Annotated in this window: 13 protein-coding genes; 9 read left to right on the top strand and 4 right to left on the bottom strand. The window is 71.3% G+C overall.

Annotated features, from left to right (window positions below; genetic code table 11):
* Window positions 1-258: 258 nt before the first annotated feature.
* Complete coding sequence (locus CTZ28_RS17605; RefSeq protein ID WP_121890375.1) at window positions 259-3093, bottom strand: penicillin acylase family protein; 2835 nt, start codon at window positions 3091-3093, stop codon at window positions 259-261.
* Window positions 3094-3358: 265 nt separating this feature from the next.
* On the opposite strand from CTZ28_RS17605, the gene CTZ28_RS17600 reads away from it, so the two are divergent.
* The 6 genes from CTZ28_RS17600 to mscL all read left to right on the top strand — a co-directional run bounded on the left by CTZ28_RS17600 (window position 3359) and on the right by mscL (window position 9289).
* Entirely contained in the window at window positions 3359-4867 is a 1509-nt protein-coding gene (locus CTZ28_RS17600) for a potassium/proton antiporter (RefSeq protein ID WP_121890374.1), read from the top strand.
* A gap of 341 nt (window positions 4868-5208) precedes the next feature.
* The gene (locus CTZ28_RS17590) at window positions 5209-6501 is read left to right on the top strand and encodes an MFS transporter (protein ID WP_121890373.1); all 1293 of its coding nucleotides are present in this window, start codon (window positions 5209-5211) and stop codon (window positions 6499-6501) included.
* Between the two features lie 67 nt (window positions 6502-6568).
* Window positions 6569-6907 (top strand): FmdB family zinc ribbon protein, encoded by a 339-nt coding sequence (locus tag CTZ28_RS17585; protein ID WP_121890372.1) that lies wholly within the window; start codon window positions 6569-6571, stop codon window positions 6905-6907.
* A gap of 103 nt (window positions 6908-7010) precedes the next feature.
* Window positions 7011-7844, top strand: coding sequence for an S-methyl-5'-thioadenosine phosphorylase (locus CTZ28_RS17580; RefSeq protein ID WP_121890371.1), 834 nt, complete (start codon window positions 7011-7013; stop codon window positions 7842-7844).
* 323 nt (window positions 7845-8167) lie between these two features.
* Window positions 8168-8692: a CpaB family protein gene (locus CTZ28_RS17575; protein WP_121890370.1), complete on the top strand. Its 525-nt coding sequence runs from the start codon at window positions 8168-8170 to the stop codon at window positions 8690-8692.
* Between the two features lie 138 nt (window positions 8693-8830).
* The gene (gene mscL, locus CTZ28_RS17570; RefSeq protein ID WP_121890369.1) at window positions 8831-9289 is read left to right on the top strand and encodes a large conductance mechanosensitive channel protein MscL; all 459 of its coding nucleotides are present in this window, start codon (window positions 8831-8833) and stop codon (window positions 9287-9289) included.
* 19 nt (window positions 9290-9308) lie between these two features.
* On the opposite strand, the gene CTZ28_RS47050 is transcribed toward mscL, so the two are convergent.
* Window positions 9309-9479, bottom strand: a complete 171-nt coding sequence (locus tag CTZ28_RS47050; RefSeq protein WP_183154445.1) for a hypothetical protein — start codon at window positions 9477-9479, stop codon at window positions 9309-9311.
* A 166-nt stretch (window positions 9480-9645) separates the two neighbouring features.
* On the opposite strand from CTZ28_RS47050, the gene CTZ28_RS17565 reads away from it, so the two are divergent.
* The 3 genes from CTZ28_RS17565 to CTZ28_RS17555 all read left to right on the top strand — a co-directional run bounded on the left by CTZ28_RS17565 (window position 9646) and on the right by CTZ28_RS17555 (window position 13174).
* Window positions 9646-10887 carry a low temperature requirement protein A gene (locus CTZ28_RS17565; RefSeq protein WP_220795359.1) on the top strand — a complete coding sequence of 414 codons (1242 nt, stop codon included), beginning with the start codon at window positions 9646-9648 and terminating at the stop codon, window positions 10885-10887.
* A 259-nt stretch (window positions 10888-11146) separates the two neighbouring features.
* Window positions 11147-12175 carry a P1 family peptidase gene (locus CTZ28_RS17560; protein ID WP_121890367.1) on the top strand — a complete coding sequence of 343 codons (1029 nt, stop codon included), beginning with the start codon at window positions 11147-11149 and terminating at the stop codon, window positions 12173-12175.
* A 252-nt stretch (window positions 12176-12427) separates the two neighbouring features.
* On the top strand, window positions 12428-13174 hold the full coding sequence (locus CTZ28_RS17555) for a DUF6227 family protein (RefSeq protein ID WP_121890366.1): 747 nt from the start codon (window positions 12428-12430) through the stop codon (window positions 13172-13174).
* A 43-nt stretch (window positions 13175-13217) separates the two neighbouring features.
* Here CTZ28_RS17555 and CTZ28_RS17550 read toward each other — a convergent pair whose 3' ends face one another.
* Both CTZ28_RS17550 and CTZ28_RS17545 read right to left on the bottom strand, forming a co-directional pair.
* The gene (locus CTZ28_RS17550) at window positions 13218-13469 is read right to left on the bottom strand and encodes a hypothetical protein (protein ID WP_121890365.1); all 252 of its coding nucleotides are present in this window, start codon (window positions 13467-13469) and stop codon (window positions 13218-13220) included.
* A 108-nt stretch (window positions 13470-13577) separates the two neighbouring features.
* Window positions 13578-15674, bottom strand: a complete 2097-nt coding sequence (locus CTZ28_RS17545; RefSeq protein ID WP_121890364.1) for a PTS fructose transporter subunit IIABC — start codon at window positions 15672-15674, stop codon at window positions 13578-13580.
* Window positions 15675-15760: the final 86 nt, after the last annotated feature.

Here is a 15760-nt window from a genome sequence, read left to right as displayed (position 1 = left end):
CACGACCGGCCGGAGCACGCCGTCGTGACGCCCTCGGGCGTGCGCCGATTCACGCACACCTGACGGCGACCGCCCGGGAAGAGCACGTCGAGCGCCTCCCGGCACAGCGCACAACCGCCCCGGACACACCGCCGTGACACCCTCGGGCGTGCGCCGATTCACACGCACCTGACAGCGGACCGCCCGGACAGACGACGAAGGGCCTTCCACGCGCGCGTGGAAGGCCCTTTCACCGTGCCGTCAGCAGACGTCAGCAGATCACGGCTTGAGCACCAGGGTGTCGCTCGTGTTCTTGTCGACCGCCTTGCCGGAGAACGACCAGGACAGCAGCTCGCCGTTGGCCCACTTGTCGGTCTGGTCGGTGTAGTGGGCGCTGTAGGCGTGGCCCGAGGCGCCCGTGAGGTTGATCCACTTCGACTTGTCGAGGTCGTCGAGGTTGACCACCATCCGCATGGACGGCACCCACACCACCCCGTAGCCGCCGGCGGCGTTCCAGCCGGTCGCGTTGACCGTCGCCTCGCCGCCGCTGAGCTTCCAGGGGCCGCGGTTGAGGATGTACTGGAGGACGCCGGGGCCCTCGGTGCCCAGGGTCTGGTTCTTCAGGAACAGCCGGTGCAGCCGGCCCCAGCTCCAGGTGTCGAGGTCCTTGCCGAGCTTGGAGGTCAGCTCCCAGCGCGCGTCGATCATGGCGCGGGCGAACAGCTCGTCGCGGTTGCCGGCCTCGGGCCGGTTGCCCGTCCTGGAGGCCGGCGTCGTCCACCAGTCGCTGTCCGGCTTGTCCATGAGGGTGCGCACCACCTCGAACCAGCGGTCGCCGCCGTCCGGCTGGGCCTGGTCGGCGTCGCGCTCGCCGCACTCGCGCACCTTGGTGTCGTCGTCCACCGGACCGGTGCTGTCGATCTTGTCGACCCACAGGCACTGGCCCTTGACGCGCAGCTCCTTGGGCAGCTTGTTGCCGAAGGCGAGCTTGACGATGTTGCGCCAGACCGCGTTGAAGTAGGCCGCCGCCGCGGAATCGGCGTCCTGGGTGTAGTCCCAGCCCTCCAGCAGTTGCTGCGCCTCACGGACATCCTTGTCGTCCAGGTGGATCTTCAGCAGCTTGGGCACCAGCAGCTTGGCGATCTCGCTGCTGTTGTCGAGCTGCATCTGGCGCATGTCGTCGGTCGAGATCTTGCCGCCGCCCTTGATCTTGGACTCGATCAGGTCCGTGATCCGCTGGCTGCGGGTGCCGTAGCCCCAGTCGGCGGTGAGCGTGTACGGGTACTTGTCCTGGTCGACGACGGCCTGGTTGGCGGTGACGATGTAGCCGCGCGCGGGGTTGTACTCGTAGGGCAGTTCGTCCTGCTTGATGTAGCCGGTCCACGCGTACTTGGAGTCCCAGCCCGGCGCCGGGACGGAGCCGTCGACACCCTCCGCGCGCGTGGGGATCTTCCCGGGCAGCGTGTAGCCGATGTGGTTCTCGGTGTCGGCGTAGATCAGGTTCTGCGAGGGCACGTCGAACAGGGCGGCGGCAGCCCGGAAGTCCTCCCAGTCCGCGGCCCGGTCCAGGGCGAAGACGGCGTCCATGGAGGTGCCCGCCTTCAGGGCGGTCCACTGCAGGGCGATGCCGTAGCCGTCGCCGCGGTCGGGGGCGGCGGTGTTGACGGTGGCCTTCTTGCCGACCTTGACGAGTTCGTCGTCGCGGTCGGACAGCAGCGGCCCGTTGTCGGTCTCGCGGACGACGATCTTCTTGGACGTGCCGCCGGCGACCTTGATGGTCTCCTCGCGGGTGGTGAAGGGCTTGACCTTGCCGTCGTACAGGTAGCCGCTGCCGGTCAGCTTCTCCAGGTAGAGATCGCTGACGTCGACGCCGGAGTTGGTCAAGCCCCAGGCGATGTCGCCGTTGTGGCCGATGATCACGCCGGGCATGCCCGCGAAGGTGTAACCGGTGACGTCGTACTGGCACTTGGCGGAGACGCTCCGGCAGTGCAGGCCCATCTGGTACCAGACCGACGGCAGCGAGGCCGACAGGTGCGGGTCGTTGGCGAGCAGCGGCTTGCCGGTGATCGTGTACTGCCCGGACACGACCCAGGAGTTGGAGCCGATGCCCTGGCCGTTCACGCCGACGGCCGTGGGGAGGTCGTCCAGGACGCTGTAGAGGCCCGACAGCTGGCCCGTGAGGCCCGAACCGGCCGTGGAGGTGCCCGAGGCGCCGACCGTGCCCGTGGATCCGCTCGTACCCGTCGTGCCGCCTGTGCCCGTCGTCCCGCTCGCACCCGTCGTGCCCTGGGTGCCCGTCGTGCCCTGGGTACCGCTCGTGCCGCCGCTCTGCTGGAACGCCTGGGTCAGCTGGTCGTACTGGCCTTCCTGGACGATCGCCTTGTTGCGGCTGAAGGGGTACTCCGGGTAGAGGTCCTTGATCTGCTGCGGGCCGAGGCGGCTGGTCATCAGGGCGCGGTCGATCTCGTCCTGCATGTTGCCGCGCAGGTCCCAGGCCATCGCCTTGAGCCAGGCGACGGAGTCGACCGGAGTCCACTTCTCGGGCTTGTAGTCGTTGGTGAACCCGAGGGCGGCGTACTCCAGGGAGATGTCCTTGCCGTCCTTGCCGTCCAGGTAGGCGTTGACACCCTTGGCGTAGGCCTGGAGGTACTTCTTCGTGGAGTCCGACAGCTTGCTGTCGTACTCCTCCTCGGCCACCCGGTGCCAGCCCAGGGTGCGCAGGAACTCGTCGTTCTTGACCTGGCCCTTGCCGAACATCTCGGACAGCCGGCCGGACGTCATGTGGCGACGCACGTCCATCTCGTAGAACCGGTCCTGCGCCTGGACGAAGCCCTGCGCCATGAACAGGTCCTCGTCGGAGGAGGCGTAGATCTGCGGGATGCCGTAACCGTCCCGCTTCACGTCGACCGGTCCGGACAGGCCGTCGAGTGTGATCGTTCCCTTGGTCTGTGGGAACGACGCACGCACGGTGCTGATCGACCAGTACGCCCCGTAGGCGACACCGCCGACCAGGGCCAGCACGAGCACCAGCACGATCAGTCGGGCTCTGCGCCCCTTCTTCCTGCCGGACTTGCCGGGCCGGGCAGCCGCTGAGGCGGTGGTGTTGGGGGGCATCGCTGTCCTTGCTGTCCTAACGCGAGCGGCAGGTCGGGCTGTGACTTTGAATGAGCGCTGGAGCAACCATAGGCGCAGGGCCCTGCGGCACTTGACCCGGAGTCGGGAACCAGCGCGGACGGACGTTCGATCTTGCCTCCCCCAGCGTCAAGAAAACGTCAAGAGTTAGGTAAGGTAATGAAGTAGTTGGGTGCGGAGTGCCGCAGCCTCGATCGTGTGTACGTGAGCGTCGCGCCCCTCGCGCGCGAGCCGGTGAAGGGATGCGCTGCTGACTGTCGACCACCTCAACCAGCTCCTGCTCGTCTGCTCCCTCGTCCTGCTCGTCGCCGTGGCGGCGGTCCGGATCTCCTCGCGCAGCGGGCTCCCCAGCCTGCTCGTCTACCTGGGGATCGGCATCCTCATGGGCCAGGACGGCATCGCGAAGATCCACTTCAGCGATACCGAGCTGACCCAGGTCATCGGGTACGCGGCCCTGGTCGTGATCCTGGCCGAGGGCGGTCTGGGCACGAAGTGGAAAGAGATCAAGCCCTCGCTGACCGCCGCCTCCACGCTGGCCCTGTTCGGCGTCGCGGTGAGCGTCGGGGTGACGGCGTCGGCCGCGCACTTCCTGGTCGGGCTGGAGTGGCGGCAGGCCCTCATCATCGGGGCGGTGGTGTCCTCGACGGACGCGGCGGCGGTCTTCTCGGTGCTGCGCAGAATTCCTCTCCCCGCGCGCGTGACGGGCATGCTGGAGGCGGAGTCCGGCTTCAACGACGCCCCGGTGGTCATCCTGGTCATCGCCTTCTCCGCCGTGGGACCCGTCGAGCACTGGTACGTGCTGCTGGGCGAAATACTCCTGGAGTTGGCCATCGGCGCGGCCATTGGGCTCGCGGTGGGCTGGCTCGGCGCCTGGGGTCTGCGGCACGTGGCGCTGCCGGCCTCCGGCCTCTACCCGATCGCCGTGATGGCGATCGCGGTCACCGCCTACGCGGCCGGCGCCCTGGTGCACGGCAGCGGCTTCCTCGCGGTCTACCTGGCCTCGATGGTGCTCGGCAACGCCAAGCTGCCGCACTGGCCCGCCACGCGCGGCTTCGCCGAAGGGCTCGGCTGGATCGCCCAGATCGGCATGTTCGTCCTGCTCGGCCTGCTGGTCACGCCGCACGACCTGGGCGACGACTTCCTGCCGGCCATGGTGATCGGCCTGGTGCTGACCCTGGTCGCGCGACCGCTGAGCGTGGTGCTCAGCCTCGCGCCGTTCCGGGTGCCGTGGCGGGAACAGGCCCTGATGTCCTGGGCCGGACTGCGCGGCGCCGTGCCCATCATCCTGGCGACGATCCCCATGGTGAAGGGCGTCGACGGCAGCCGCCACGTCTTCAACATCGTCTTCGTCCTGGTCGTCGTCTTCACCCTGGTCCAGGGGCCGACGCTGCCCTGGCTCGCGCGCACGCTGAAGCTCGGCGACGGCACGGAGGCGGCCGACCTCGGCATCGAATCGGCGCCCCTGGAGCGGCTGCGCGGGCATCTGCTGTCCTTCGAGATCCCCGAGGGTTCACGGATGCACGGCGTCGAGGTGGGTGAGCTGCGCCTGCCGGCCGGCGCCGGGGTCACCCTGGTCGTGCGCGACGGGAAGTCGTTCGTACCGATGCCGACGACCGTGTTGCGGCACGGGGACGAACTGCTCGTGGTCACCATCGACCCCGTCCGCGACGCCGCGGAACGCCGGCTGCGCGCGGTCGCCCAGGGCGGCAAGCTGGCCGGATGGCTGGGCACGAACGGCGCGGGAGCGGAACACTGAGCGCGCGTTAAGGGTGTGTTTCGTACGGTTCACACCTCCGCCAATCCCAGGCGAACGCGCCTTGTGGTGCGCGCTTTCACAGGTGTACGACCCTTTACCCCCTGTACGATGAAGGCCTTCCTGATCGGATCAATTCATCGAACCAACTCTGTCTGACGCAGAGCTGGCGCGACCGTATGGCGGCCGGACATCCCTGAGCAGTGGGCGCCGGTATCTACCGCAGTCCCGCGCAAGAGGACAGCTCTCGGCGCCCCCGCACGGCGCGTGAACCGAAGGAGCGCGCTCCGGAGGCGAACGGCCCGGCAACGGTCGCGCTACCAGGCGGCAGAAAGGCACGGGCCGTGGCGTCCACGGTCACCACCGAGCCGTCGGAGAACCCGGCGGCACCGTCCCGCCCGGGATACGGACAACTGCTGCGCACGCGCGGCGCCTGGACATTCCTGCTCCCCGGCTTCGCGGCGCGCCAGCCGTTCGCGATGCTCACCCTCTCCATCGTGCTGCTCGTGCAGCACACCACCGGCTCCTACGGCGCCGCGGGCGCCGTCGCGGCCGTCACCGGCGTCTCCATGGCACTGTTCGCCCCCTACAGCGGGCGCCTCGCCGACCGGCACGGCCAGCGCGCGGTACTGATCCCCGGCGTCCTCGTGCACACGCTGTCAGGCATGTCCCTGACGGCGCTCGCACTGTCGCACGCACCCCTGTGGGCACTGTTCGCGGCGGCCGTGCCGACCGGCGCCTCGGTGCCGCAGGTCGGCCCCATGGTGCGCGCCCGCTGGGGCGTACGGCTCCAGGGCTCCCCGCTGATGGCCACCGCCGCGGCCTTCGAGTCCGTCACGGACGAGCTGACCTTCGTCGTCGGCCCGCTGCTGGCCACGGCCCTGTGCACGACGGTCGACCCGGCCGCGGGCCTGGTCACGGAGGCCGCGCTGACACTCCTCGGCGGTCTGCTGTTCGCCGCGCGCCGCAGCACCCAGCCCCCGGTGACCGCCGGCGGCCACGCGCGCGTACGGCAGGCCTCCGCGCTGCGCGTCCCCGGTGTGCGCGTGCTGATCGTGACGTTCCTGGGCATCGGCTCCGTCTTCGGCGGCATGCAGGTCTCGCTCGCCGCGTTCAGCGAGTCGATCGGCGAGCCCGGTCTGAACGGCGTCCTGTACGGGACCTTCGCGGCGGGCAACATGCTCTCCGGTATCGCGTGCGGCGCCATCGCCTGGAAGAGCGCACCGCAGCGCCGCCTCGTGCTCGGCTACACGGCGCTCGCGCTGGCCGCGTCCGCCCTGTGGACCGCCCACTCGGCGCTCCCGCTCGCCGGGCTCGGCCTGCTCGTCGGCATGTGCATCGCGCCCGCCCTGATCACCGGCTACACCCTGGTGGAGAATCTGGTCGCGGCCGGCGCCCGCACCGAGGCGTTCACCTGGCTGACCGGCGCGGTCGCGCTCGGCCAGGCGGCCGCGGTCACCGTCGCGGGTCAGCTGGAGGACCGGCTGTGGGACGGCGCCGGATTCCTGGTGCCGCTGGGCGGCACCCTGCTCGCCCTGGTCACCTTGCTGGCACTGCGTTCGCGGCTGGTTGCCCCGCCCCGGCACCGTACCGTCGCGCGTGGCGTCGGTCACCGCTCACCGGTCCCGGTGGACTGATCGACGGGAATACGTCACTATGGACCGTCGTTAGCACTCAACGAGTGAGAGTGCCAGGAGGAAGACAGTGCCGACCTATCAGTACCAGTGCACCGAGTGCGGCGAGGGCCTCGAGGCGGTGCAGAAGTTCACCGACGACGCCCTGACCGAGTGCCCCAGCTGCGGTGGCCGCCTGAAGAAGGTGTTCTCCGCGGTCGGCATTGTCTTCAAGGGCTCCGGTTTCTACCGGAACGACAGCCGCGGCTCCTCGTCGAGCAGCAGCCCGGCCGCGAAGCCCGCCGCGTCCGGCTCCTCGGACTCCTCGTCCGACACGAAGTCGTCGTCCTCCTCGGCGTCATCGTCGTCGTCTTCGGCATCCTCGGCGTCTTCGTCGGCATCAGGCTCCAGCGGCAGCTCGGCCGCCTGAGACTCCTCCCACGAGACCCTGCCGTCACCCGACGGTGGGGTCTTCGGCGTCCCGGATCGGCGCCGCTTCGCCGGCTTTTTCCCCGCCAGCTAATGTGCTCGTCATGGCGCACGCAGAGATCGGTGTAATAGGCGGCTCGGGCTTCTACTCGTTCCTCGACGACGTGACCGAGATCCAGGTGGACACGCCCTACGGCGTGCCCAGCGACTCCCTCTTCCTCGGCGAGATCGCGGGCCGGCAGGTCGCCTTCCTGCCCCGGCACGGCCGCGGCCACCACCTGCCGCCCCACCGCATCAACTACCGGGCCAACCTCTGGGCCCTCCGGTCGGTGGGCGTCCGCCAGATCCTCGGCCCCTGCGCCGTGGGCGGCCTGCGGCCCGAGTACGGGCCCGGCACACTGCTCGTCCCGGACCAGTTCGTGGACCGCACGAAATCGCGCGCGCAGACGTACTTCGACGGGCTGCCGCTGCCCGACGGCACCGTGCCGAACGTGGTGCACGTCTCCCTGGCCGACCCCTACTGCCCCACCGGTCGGGCCACCGCGCTGAAGGCCGCCCGCGGCCGGGACTGGGAGCCGGTGGACAGCGGCACGCTGGTCGTGGTGGAGGGCCCGCGGTTCTCCACCCGCGCCGAGTCGCTGTGGCATCAGGCGCAGGGCTGGTCGGTGGTGGGCATGACCGGCCACCCCGAAGCGGCGCTCGCCCGTGAACTGGAGCTGTGCTACACGTCGTTGACGCTGGTGACCGATCTCGACGCGGGCGCGGAGACCGGCGAGGGCGTCTCGCACGACGAGGTGCTGCGGGTGTTCGCCGCCAATGTGGACCGGCTGAGGGGCGTGCTGTTCGACGCGGTGGCGGCGCTGCCGGAGACCGCCGCACGGGACTGCCTGTGCGTCGGCGCGCTCGGCGGGATGGATCCGGGGTTCGAGCTGCCGTAGGTGAGGGCGGGGGCGAGCGGCGGCAAGGCGTGTGAGGTTGGCGCCGCCGCGGCGGAACTTCACGTTCGGGTGGGCGAGTTATCCACAGTCGGGCTGTGGTCCACCGGCTCCGGCGAGCGGCGGCGCGAGGCGTCATCGTGGCATCGCAAGCCGATTCCGCGCCGCAGGTGGTGGTCCTCATGCCCGTCTCTCCCCCGCACTTCTCCCAGCCGTCCGCTGCTTCCGCTCCCCCGCCGTCCTCGACGTCCGCTCCCCCGCCTTCCGCCGCTCCCTCTCCGCCGTTCTTCCCCGCCGCCCCTGCGTCCTTTCCGCCTCCGCTTCCCGTGCCGCGCCCGCTCGGCACCGACGCGCCCGCCATCTGCGAGGTCCCGCAGTTCCCGCCGGTGCGGGTGCGCGGCGGGCGGTACGGACTGCAACGGCTCGTCCGGCACCGCAGGCGGGCCGTGGCCGCCGGCCTCGCCGTCACCGCCGCCGCGCTGGTGGCGGCCGGGCCGCACGCCACGACGGAGCCGCACCACGCCGAGCGGGCCCGCGGCCACCCCGCGGCCGAGCCCGTACGACGGCCCGGCACGGTCGAGGTCGTGACGGCACCGGTGCGGATCGCCGACGCCGCCACCGTCCGGCTGCTGCGGCCCGGTGACCGGGTGGACGTCATCGCCGCGCAGGATCCCACCACGGGCGGCGAGGCCCAGGTGATCGCGCGCGGGGCGCGGGTGACGAGGCTGCCGGAGCCCCTCGAAGGCGCCGCGGAGAGCGGGGCACTCGTCATGCTCTCGGTGCCGCGCGCCACGGCGGCGCGGCTCGTAGGAGCGAGCACGACGGCACGCCTGGCGGTGACGCTGTGCTGAACCACGGCGGACCACGTCTTGACGACACGCTGTCAAGTCCCTCGTTCGAGGGAAAAAATTGGACAGGATGGCCGCATGGTGCCGTAGGTTGCGGAGCGTTTTGTTCCCCATCCTGTGCGCACGAGGAGAGTCCCCGAGGTGAGCGAGAAGAAGGATCCGAGCATCTGGCAAGGCTTCAAGGCCTTCCTGACGCGCGGCAACGTCGTCGACCTGGCGGTCGCGGTGGTCATCGGCGCGGCCTTCACGAACATCGTCAACTCGGTGGTGAAGGGCATCATCAACCCGCTGGTCGGGGCGATCGGCACACAGAACCTCGACCACTACAGCTCATGCCTCAGCGCGTCGTGCTCGGGCACGAACGGCATCCAGCTGATGTGGGGCTCGGTCCTCGGCGCCGCGCTGAGCTTTGTGATCACCGCCGCGGTGGTCTACTTCCTGATGGTGCTGCCCATGGCGAAGTACCTGTCCCGGGTGGAGGCCCGCAGGAAGGCGAGGGAGGGCACCCGCGAGGTCATCGAGGTGAGCGAGCTGGAGGTGCTCAAGGAGATCCGCGACGCACTGGTCGCACAGCGCGGCTCGGGCCACGACCAGCGGTAGCGGCCCCGCAAAGTCCCCTTCAGAGGTGGTGGGGCGGCTTCTCGTCGAGGAAGCGCTTGAGGTCGGCGGCGCCGTCACCGTCGCCGGTCTCGCCCCAGCCGCGGTCCGTGTCGTCCGAGGACTGCTGGTTGAGCGGGTCGTCGAAGACGAGCGCGGCCTTGGGGCCGCGCGGCTCGGGGGCGGTACTCATGCGTCAAGGGTACGGCCCCGGGCCGGCCGGCCCCCGCACGGTGAGCCGCTCCGGCCGACCCGGACAGCATCCGGCCCGGCCTTTCCCGCCGCGTTCCGGACCCATGCGCCGGCGTGAACCGCCTCACAGGATTTCGGTGAGATTTTCTGCTGTGCTGAGAGGCGTGATGTCGAGTTCCGTTCCGCCGCCCGCCGCCGCGGGCGCTCCCCACACACCCCACCCGCTGCGCCGGCTCACCGCCCGCGGACGCGGCGAGCCGCACCGCGTCGCCACGCCGCTCGAACTCTTCTTCGATCTGTGTTTCGTCGTGGCCGTCGCGCAGGCGGGCGCCGAGCTGGTGCATGCGGTGGCGGAGGGGCACGCGGGCAACGGCATCCTGAACTACGCGATGCTGTTCTTCGCCATCTGGTGGGCCTGGGTGAACTTTTCATGGTTCGCCTCGGCATACGACAACGACGACGTGCTCTACCGCGTCGTCACCCTCGTCCAGATCGCCGGTGTCCTGGTCCTGGCCTCGGGGATCTCGCGGGCGTTCGAGCATCATGACTACGTCGCCGTCTGGCTCGGCTACGTGATCATGCGGCTGGCGATGGTCGCGCAGTGGCTGCGAGCCGCGAGAACCGCCGAGGGCGCGGAGCGGACCACGGCACTCAGATACGCCGGCGGCGTGCTGCTCTGTCAGGTCGGCTGGCTCGGGCTGGTGGTCCTGCCGGCTCCCGCGCGCCCCTGGGTGTTCCTGGTGATGGTGATCGCGGAACTGTGCGTGCCGATGTACGCGGAGCGGCACCACACCACCGCCTGGCATCCGCACCACATCGCCGAGCGGTACGGGCTGTTCACGATCATCGTGCTCGGCGAGACGATCGCCGCGGCGACGGTCGCCGTGAAGTCCGCCGAGGCCGAGCACGGCGCCTTCAGCACGCTCCTGCCGATCGCGGCCGGCGGCCTGCTGATCGTCTTCTCGGCCTGGTGGATCTATTTCGGGGTGCCCATCCACGGGCATCTGCGCTCCAGCAGACAGGCGTTCCTGTGGGGCTACGGCCACTATGTGGTCCTCGCCTCGGCCGCCGCGATCGGCGCCGGACTCGAAGTGGCGGTCGAGGAGGCGGTCGGCAAGGCGCATATCTCGACCCTGTCCGCCTCGGCGGCGGTCACCCTGCCCACGGCGCTCTATCTGCTGACGGTCTGGGCTCTGCACGCGCGCCACTTCAAGGCGGGCATCGCCCAGCAACTGGTGCTGCCGGTCTCGGCGCTACTGGTGATCTGCTGCACCTTCCTGGGCCACTGGTCGGTGCTCTCGGCGGGCATCGTGGCCGCGCTGACGGTGGTGGTCGGGGTCGTTCTCACCGCGCGCGGCACGATGCGCGGCGGCGGAAGACAGGCGAAGCCGGCCGTATCCACCACCTGACGCCGCGGGCCGCGTCCCCCGCCCTACGCCGCCTCCCCGCCGCTGCCCGCCATCGGCCGCCGCGGATCGCGCTCCACGGCCCGGCACCCCAGCCGGCTCCGGCCACGACCACCTGCCACCTGCCACCTGCCACCTGCCACCTGCCACCTGCCACCCCAACCGCACCCGTTCCTGCCCGGCACCCCCAGCTGCGCCCGCCCCGGCCGCGCCCTCCGACGCCCCGGCGCCGGGGACCCGTGCCCGGGGGAGACTGGCCGGCATGACAGTTGACGCATTGACGGACGTCGCCGGGCTTCGGGTGGGACACGCCACCCGTACCGGCGGTGGACTGCTCACCGGCACCACGGTCGTCCTCGCCCCGGAGGGCGGTGCCGTGGCCGCCGTGGACGTGCGCGGCGGCGGGCCCGGCACGAAGGAGACCGACGCTCTGGACCCGCGCAACCTGGTGCGCACGGTCGAGGCGGTCGTGCTCACCGGCGGCAGCGCGTACGGGCTCGACGCGGCCTCCGGTGTGATGGCCTGGCTGGAGGAACGGGGGCGCGGGGTGCGGGTCGGGGCGGATCCCGCACACGTCGTGCCGGTGGTGCCCGCCGCCTGTGTCTTCGACCTCGGGCGAGGCGGCGACTTCCGGGCGCGCCCGGACGCGGCCACGGGGCGCGCCGCGGTCGAGGCCGCCGCGGCCACCGCCCCCGGCTCGCCCGTGGCCGAGGGGTGCGTGGGTGCCGGTACGGGCGCCGTGGTGGGGCAGCTCAAGGGCGGGATCGGCACCGCGAGCACGGTCCTCGACTCCGGGATCACGGTGGCCGCGCTGGTGGTCGCCAACGCCGCGGGATCGGCGCTGGATCCGCGGACGGGCGTGCTGTACGGGGAGTTGTTCCAGGGGCGGGTGACGTATCCGGAGGCACCTGTCCACGAGGCCGCGGGCCGGCGCCTGTCCGAGGCCGCGGCGCGGAACCAGGCGCCGCCGCTCAACACCACGCTGGCCGTGGTCGCCACCGACGCTGACCTGTCGAAGGCGCAGGCGCAGAAGATGGCGGGCACCGCTCACGACGGCATCGCGCGGGCCGTGCGGCCGGTGCATCTGCTCAACGACGGCGACACGGTGTTCGGGCTGGCCACCGGGGAGCGTCCGCTCGACGCCGGGAACCCGCTCGCACTCAACGAGATCCTCGCGGCCGGTGCCGACGTCGTGACGCGCGCGATCGTGAAGGCCCTGCGGTCGGCCGAGCCGGTGGCCGGACCGGGCGGAGCGTGGCCGTCGTACGAGGAGCTGTACGGCACACGGTAGGCGGGACAGGGCGAGGTGGGCGCGGCGGTCGGCGGCGAGTACGACATCCCGGTCGTGCCGCCTCCCCCGCCGCCCAGCCGCGAAGTGCCGTCCGACCAGGGGTTTTTGACGGGACGTCGGGTCGTGTGGGAACTTTCCCAGCGGCCCGCGCGTTTTCGCGGCGTACGTTTTCTCGGTTCCCGGACATGATGTCCGATCGAGGGGCTACGGTATGCACCCACAAGGTGACATGCAGCAACGCCGGGAGAAGCCTTGAGCGTTCCGTACGAGACGGCAGCGTGCGAAGCAGCCGAGTCGCCCGAGTCTCCGGAGGAGCACCTCGCGCGGCTCCTCGGCCGTGCCCTGAACTCCTTCGAACTGCCCGACGAGACGATCCAGCGGCTCGACTGCGCGCTGGCGCACGACGGTTCGCTGCACTCCGCCCACCACAGCGCCGGCCTGCACCGGGAGACGTACCGGCACACCTGGCTGCTCACGGACGGCTCCGCGGTCACGCTCTGGGAGCTGGTGCACAACACCGCGCCCGGCAGCGAGCCGCAGCACGAGGTGTACGCGGACGAGGAGGAGCTGCACGCCGCCACCGCCCGGCTGCCGCTGCCGTCCGACGACCCGGACTTCGAGCTGCCGGTGCTGGTCCAGTTGCCGCCGGTCCCCGCGCCGCGGCACGCGTACATCCCGGACGACTCCGCGGACCATGCGCGCCGGCTGCTGCGCCGCGCGGAGAACGCGGACCGGCCGGACCCGGAGACGGCCGCGCTGCTCACGACGGCGTTCGCGCACCAGATATCCCAGGCCTTCGGCCGCCCGGGGCAGCCCGGCCGGGCGAGGCCCGGCTTCTCGCTCTACGAGCACGCGTTCCTGCTGTGCGACGGCAGCGAACTCTCCCTGTGGGAGGTCGAGCACACGGCGACACCGGACGGACGCCATATGTGCGAGGTGTACGCCACGGAGGACGCGGCCCGCGCCGCCATGGAGCGCCGGGCGGCCCGCCGGATCTGAGCGCGCCCGCGCCCAGGCGCGACAGGCGGCCGCGCGGCCCTGGTCAGCGTCGGCCGAGCCGCCGTACCAGGCCCGCGAACGCGTCCTGTTCCGCGGGGGTCAGTTCGACGGCCTCCAGGGGAGGGGCCGCCTGGCGCGGGCGCGGGAAGCCGGGCAGGCCGCGCCCCGAACGCCTGGCGGCGCACTCGGAGCGGGCCCGGCGCAGCAGGAGCACCAGCACGGCCGTCCAGGCGACCGCCGCCAGGACCAACAGGGTCACGCCGAGCATCGCGAGGATCGAGACGTCATCAGGCATGCGCCCCAGTAGACACCACGGTCCGGACCTTATGGCCCGGACCGTGAGTTATCTCGCAGGTGCCATGAATCACGCACAACACCATTAAACGGACAGGAGTGTCGGCGTCTACGCCGCCACCGCCTGCTTCGTCTGTGCCGACGCCGTGGACGGGTTCGCCGCCGGTTCGGCGGTGCCCGCCGGGGTCGGCCTGCGCATGCCCTTGAGGAGGACGACCAGCGCCGTCGTGACGCACACGCCGGCCGCGATGGCGACCAGGTAGAGCAGCGGGTTGCCGATCAGCGGGACCACGAAGATGCCGCCGTGCGGAGCGCGCAGGGTGGCGTCGAAGGCCATCGACAGGGCGCCGGTGACCGCGCCGCCGACCATCGAGGACGGGATGACGCGCAGCGGGTCCGCCGCAGCGAACGGGATCGCGCCCTCCGAGATGAAGGAGGCGCCCAGCACCCAGGCCGCCTTGCCGTTCTCGCGCTCGGTCTGTGTGAAGAGCCTGCCGCGCACGGTCGTGGCGAGCGCCATCGCCAGCGGCGGCACCATGCCGGCCGCCATCACCGCGGCCATGATCTTCATCGCGGAGTCGCTGGGGCTCGCGACCGCGATGCCGGCCGTGGCGAAGGTGTAGGCGACCTTGTTGACCGGACCGCCGAGGTCGAAGCACATCATCAGGCCGAGCAGTGCGCCCAGCAGGATGGCGTTGGTGCCGCTGAGGCCGTTGAGCCAGTCGGTCATGCCCTTCTGCGCGGAGGCGATGGGCTTGCCGATCACGACGAACATCAGGAATCCGACGACCGCCGAGGAGATCAGCGGGATCACCACCACCGGCATGATGCCGCGCAACGCCGCCGGGATGTCGATCTTCTGGATCGCCAGCACCACACCACCGGCGATCAGACCGGCCGCAAGACCGCCGAGGAAACCGGCGTTGATGGTGAGGGAGATCGCGCCGCCGACGAAGCCGGGGACGAGTCCGGGGCGGTCCGCCATGCCGTAGGCGATGTAGCCGGCCAGCACCGGGACCAGGAAGCCGAAGGCCACGCCGCCGATCTGGAACAGCAGCGCGCCCCAGCTGTCGGCCTGGGTCCACACGAAGTGGTCCATGACCGACGGCGCCTTGTTGATCTCGTAGCCGCCGATCGCGAAGCCGAGGGCGATGAGCAGACCGCCCGCGGCGACGAACGGGACCATGTAACTGACGCCGGACATCAGCCACTTGCGAAGCCGGGTGCCGTAGCCCTCGGTGGCGTCGCCGGAGCGCTCGACCGGGCTGCCGTCCGGCCTGGCGGCGGCCGTCACCTCGCCGCGCGCGGCCTTGTCGCGGACCTCGGCGATCAGCTCGCCGGGGCGGTTGATGCCCGCCTTCACACCGACGTCGACGGTCGGCTTGCCGGCGAAGCGGTCCTTCTCGCGGACGGGCACGTCGTGCGCGAAGATCACGGCGTCGGCCGCCGCGATCACGGCCGGGTCGAGCCGGGTGAAGCCGGCCGAGCCCTGTGGCTCGACGACGACCTCGACGCCCGCCTCGCGGCCCGCGTTCTCCAGCGACTCGGCGGCCATGTAGGTGTGGGCGATGCCGGTCGGGCAGGAGGTGACGGCGACGATACGGAACGGCTGCTCCGCCGGCCCGGAAGCCCCGTCCGCGGCGCCCTGGTCCGAGGTGTTCGGCGCGGGGGCGTCCTGGGCGGCCGCACTGCCCGCCGTGGCGCCGGCGGAGGCCGCCGCCGGCGCCACGGCGGTGTCGTCCGCGGCCGGCTGCGCCGTCGGCGGCTCGTCCCCGCGGATCAGCGCCGCCGCCGTCTCCGGGTCGGCCGCCGACCGCAGCGCGGACGTGAACTCGGCGTTCATCAGCTTCCGGGCGAGCGAGGACAGAATCGTGAGGTGGGCGTCGTCGGCACCGGCCGGCGCCGCGATCAGGAAGACCAGGTCGGCCGGGCCGTCCGCCGCGCCGAAGTCGATCCCGGCGGCGCTGCGCCCGAAGGCCAGCGTCGGCTCGGTGACGTGCTCGCTGCGGCAGTGCGGGATGCCGATGCCGCCGTCCAGGCCGGTCGGCATCTGCGCCTCACGGGCGGCCACGTCGGCGAGGAAGCCTGCCAGGTCGGTCACCCGGCCCAGGGCCACCATGCGCTCGGCGAGGGCACGTGCCGCCGCTTCCTTGGTGTCGGCGGACAGGTCGAGATCGACCAGGTCCGCGGTGATCATGTCGCTCATCGCGGGCTCCTTCGCTCGCGTATCGCCCGGGGAATCGGGTGTGCGGGAGTGGGGACGGGGGTGTGGGGGGCGACGGAAGTGCTGTG

Source organism: Streptomyces shenzhenensis, assembly GCF_003688995.1.
GTDB classification, from domain to species: Bacteria; Actinomycetota; Actinomycetes; order Streptomycetales; family Streptomycetaceae; genus Streptomyces; species Streptomyces shenzhenensis_A.
The sequence above is the reverse complement of the archived record's forward strand: the minus strand, read 5'-3'. Positions and strand labels throughout refer to the sequence as shown.

Excerpts from the sequence above, each read along its gene's own strand:
- CTZ28_RS17565 (WP_220795359.1), top strand. The coding sequence starts at position 9,646 with ATGTCGAGTTCCGTTCCGCCGCCCGCCGCCGCGGGCGCTCCCCACACA.
- CTZ28_RS17560 (WP_121890367.1), top strand. The coding sequence starts at position 11,147 with ATGACAGTTGACGCATTGACGGACGTCGCCGGGCTTCGGGTGGGACAC.
- CTZ28_RS17545 (WP_121890364.1), bottom strand. The coding sequence starts at position 15,674 with ATGAGCGACATGATCACCGCGGACCTGGTCGATCTCGACCTGTCCGCC.
- CTZ28_RS17605 (WP_121890375.1), bottom strand. The coding sequence starts at position 3,093 with ATGCCCCCCAACACCACCGCCTCAGCGGCTGCCCGGCCCGGCAAGTCC.
- CTZ28_RS47050 (WP_183154445.1), bottom strand. The coding sequence starts at position 9,479 with ATGAGTACCGCCCCCGAGCCGCGCGGCCCCAAGGCCGCGCTCGTCTTC.
- CTZ28_RS17580 (WP_121890371.1), top strand. The coding sequence starts at position 7,011 with ATGGCGCACGCAGAGATCGGTGTAATAGGCGGCTCGGGCTTCTACTCG.
- CTZ28_RS17550 (WP_121890365.1), bottom strand. The coding sequence starts at position 13,469 with ATGCCTGATGACGTCTCGATCCTCGCGATGCTCGGCGTGACCCTGTTG.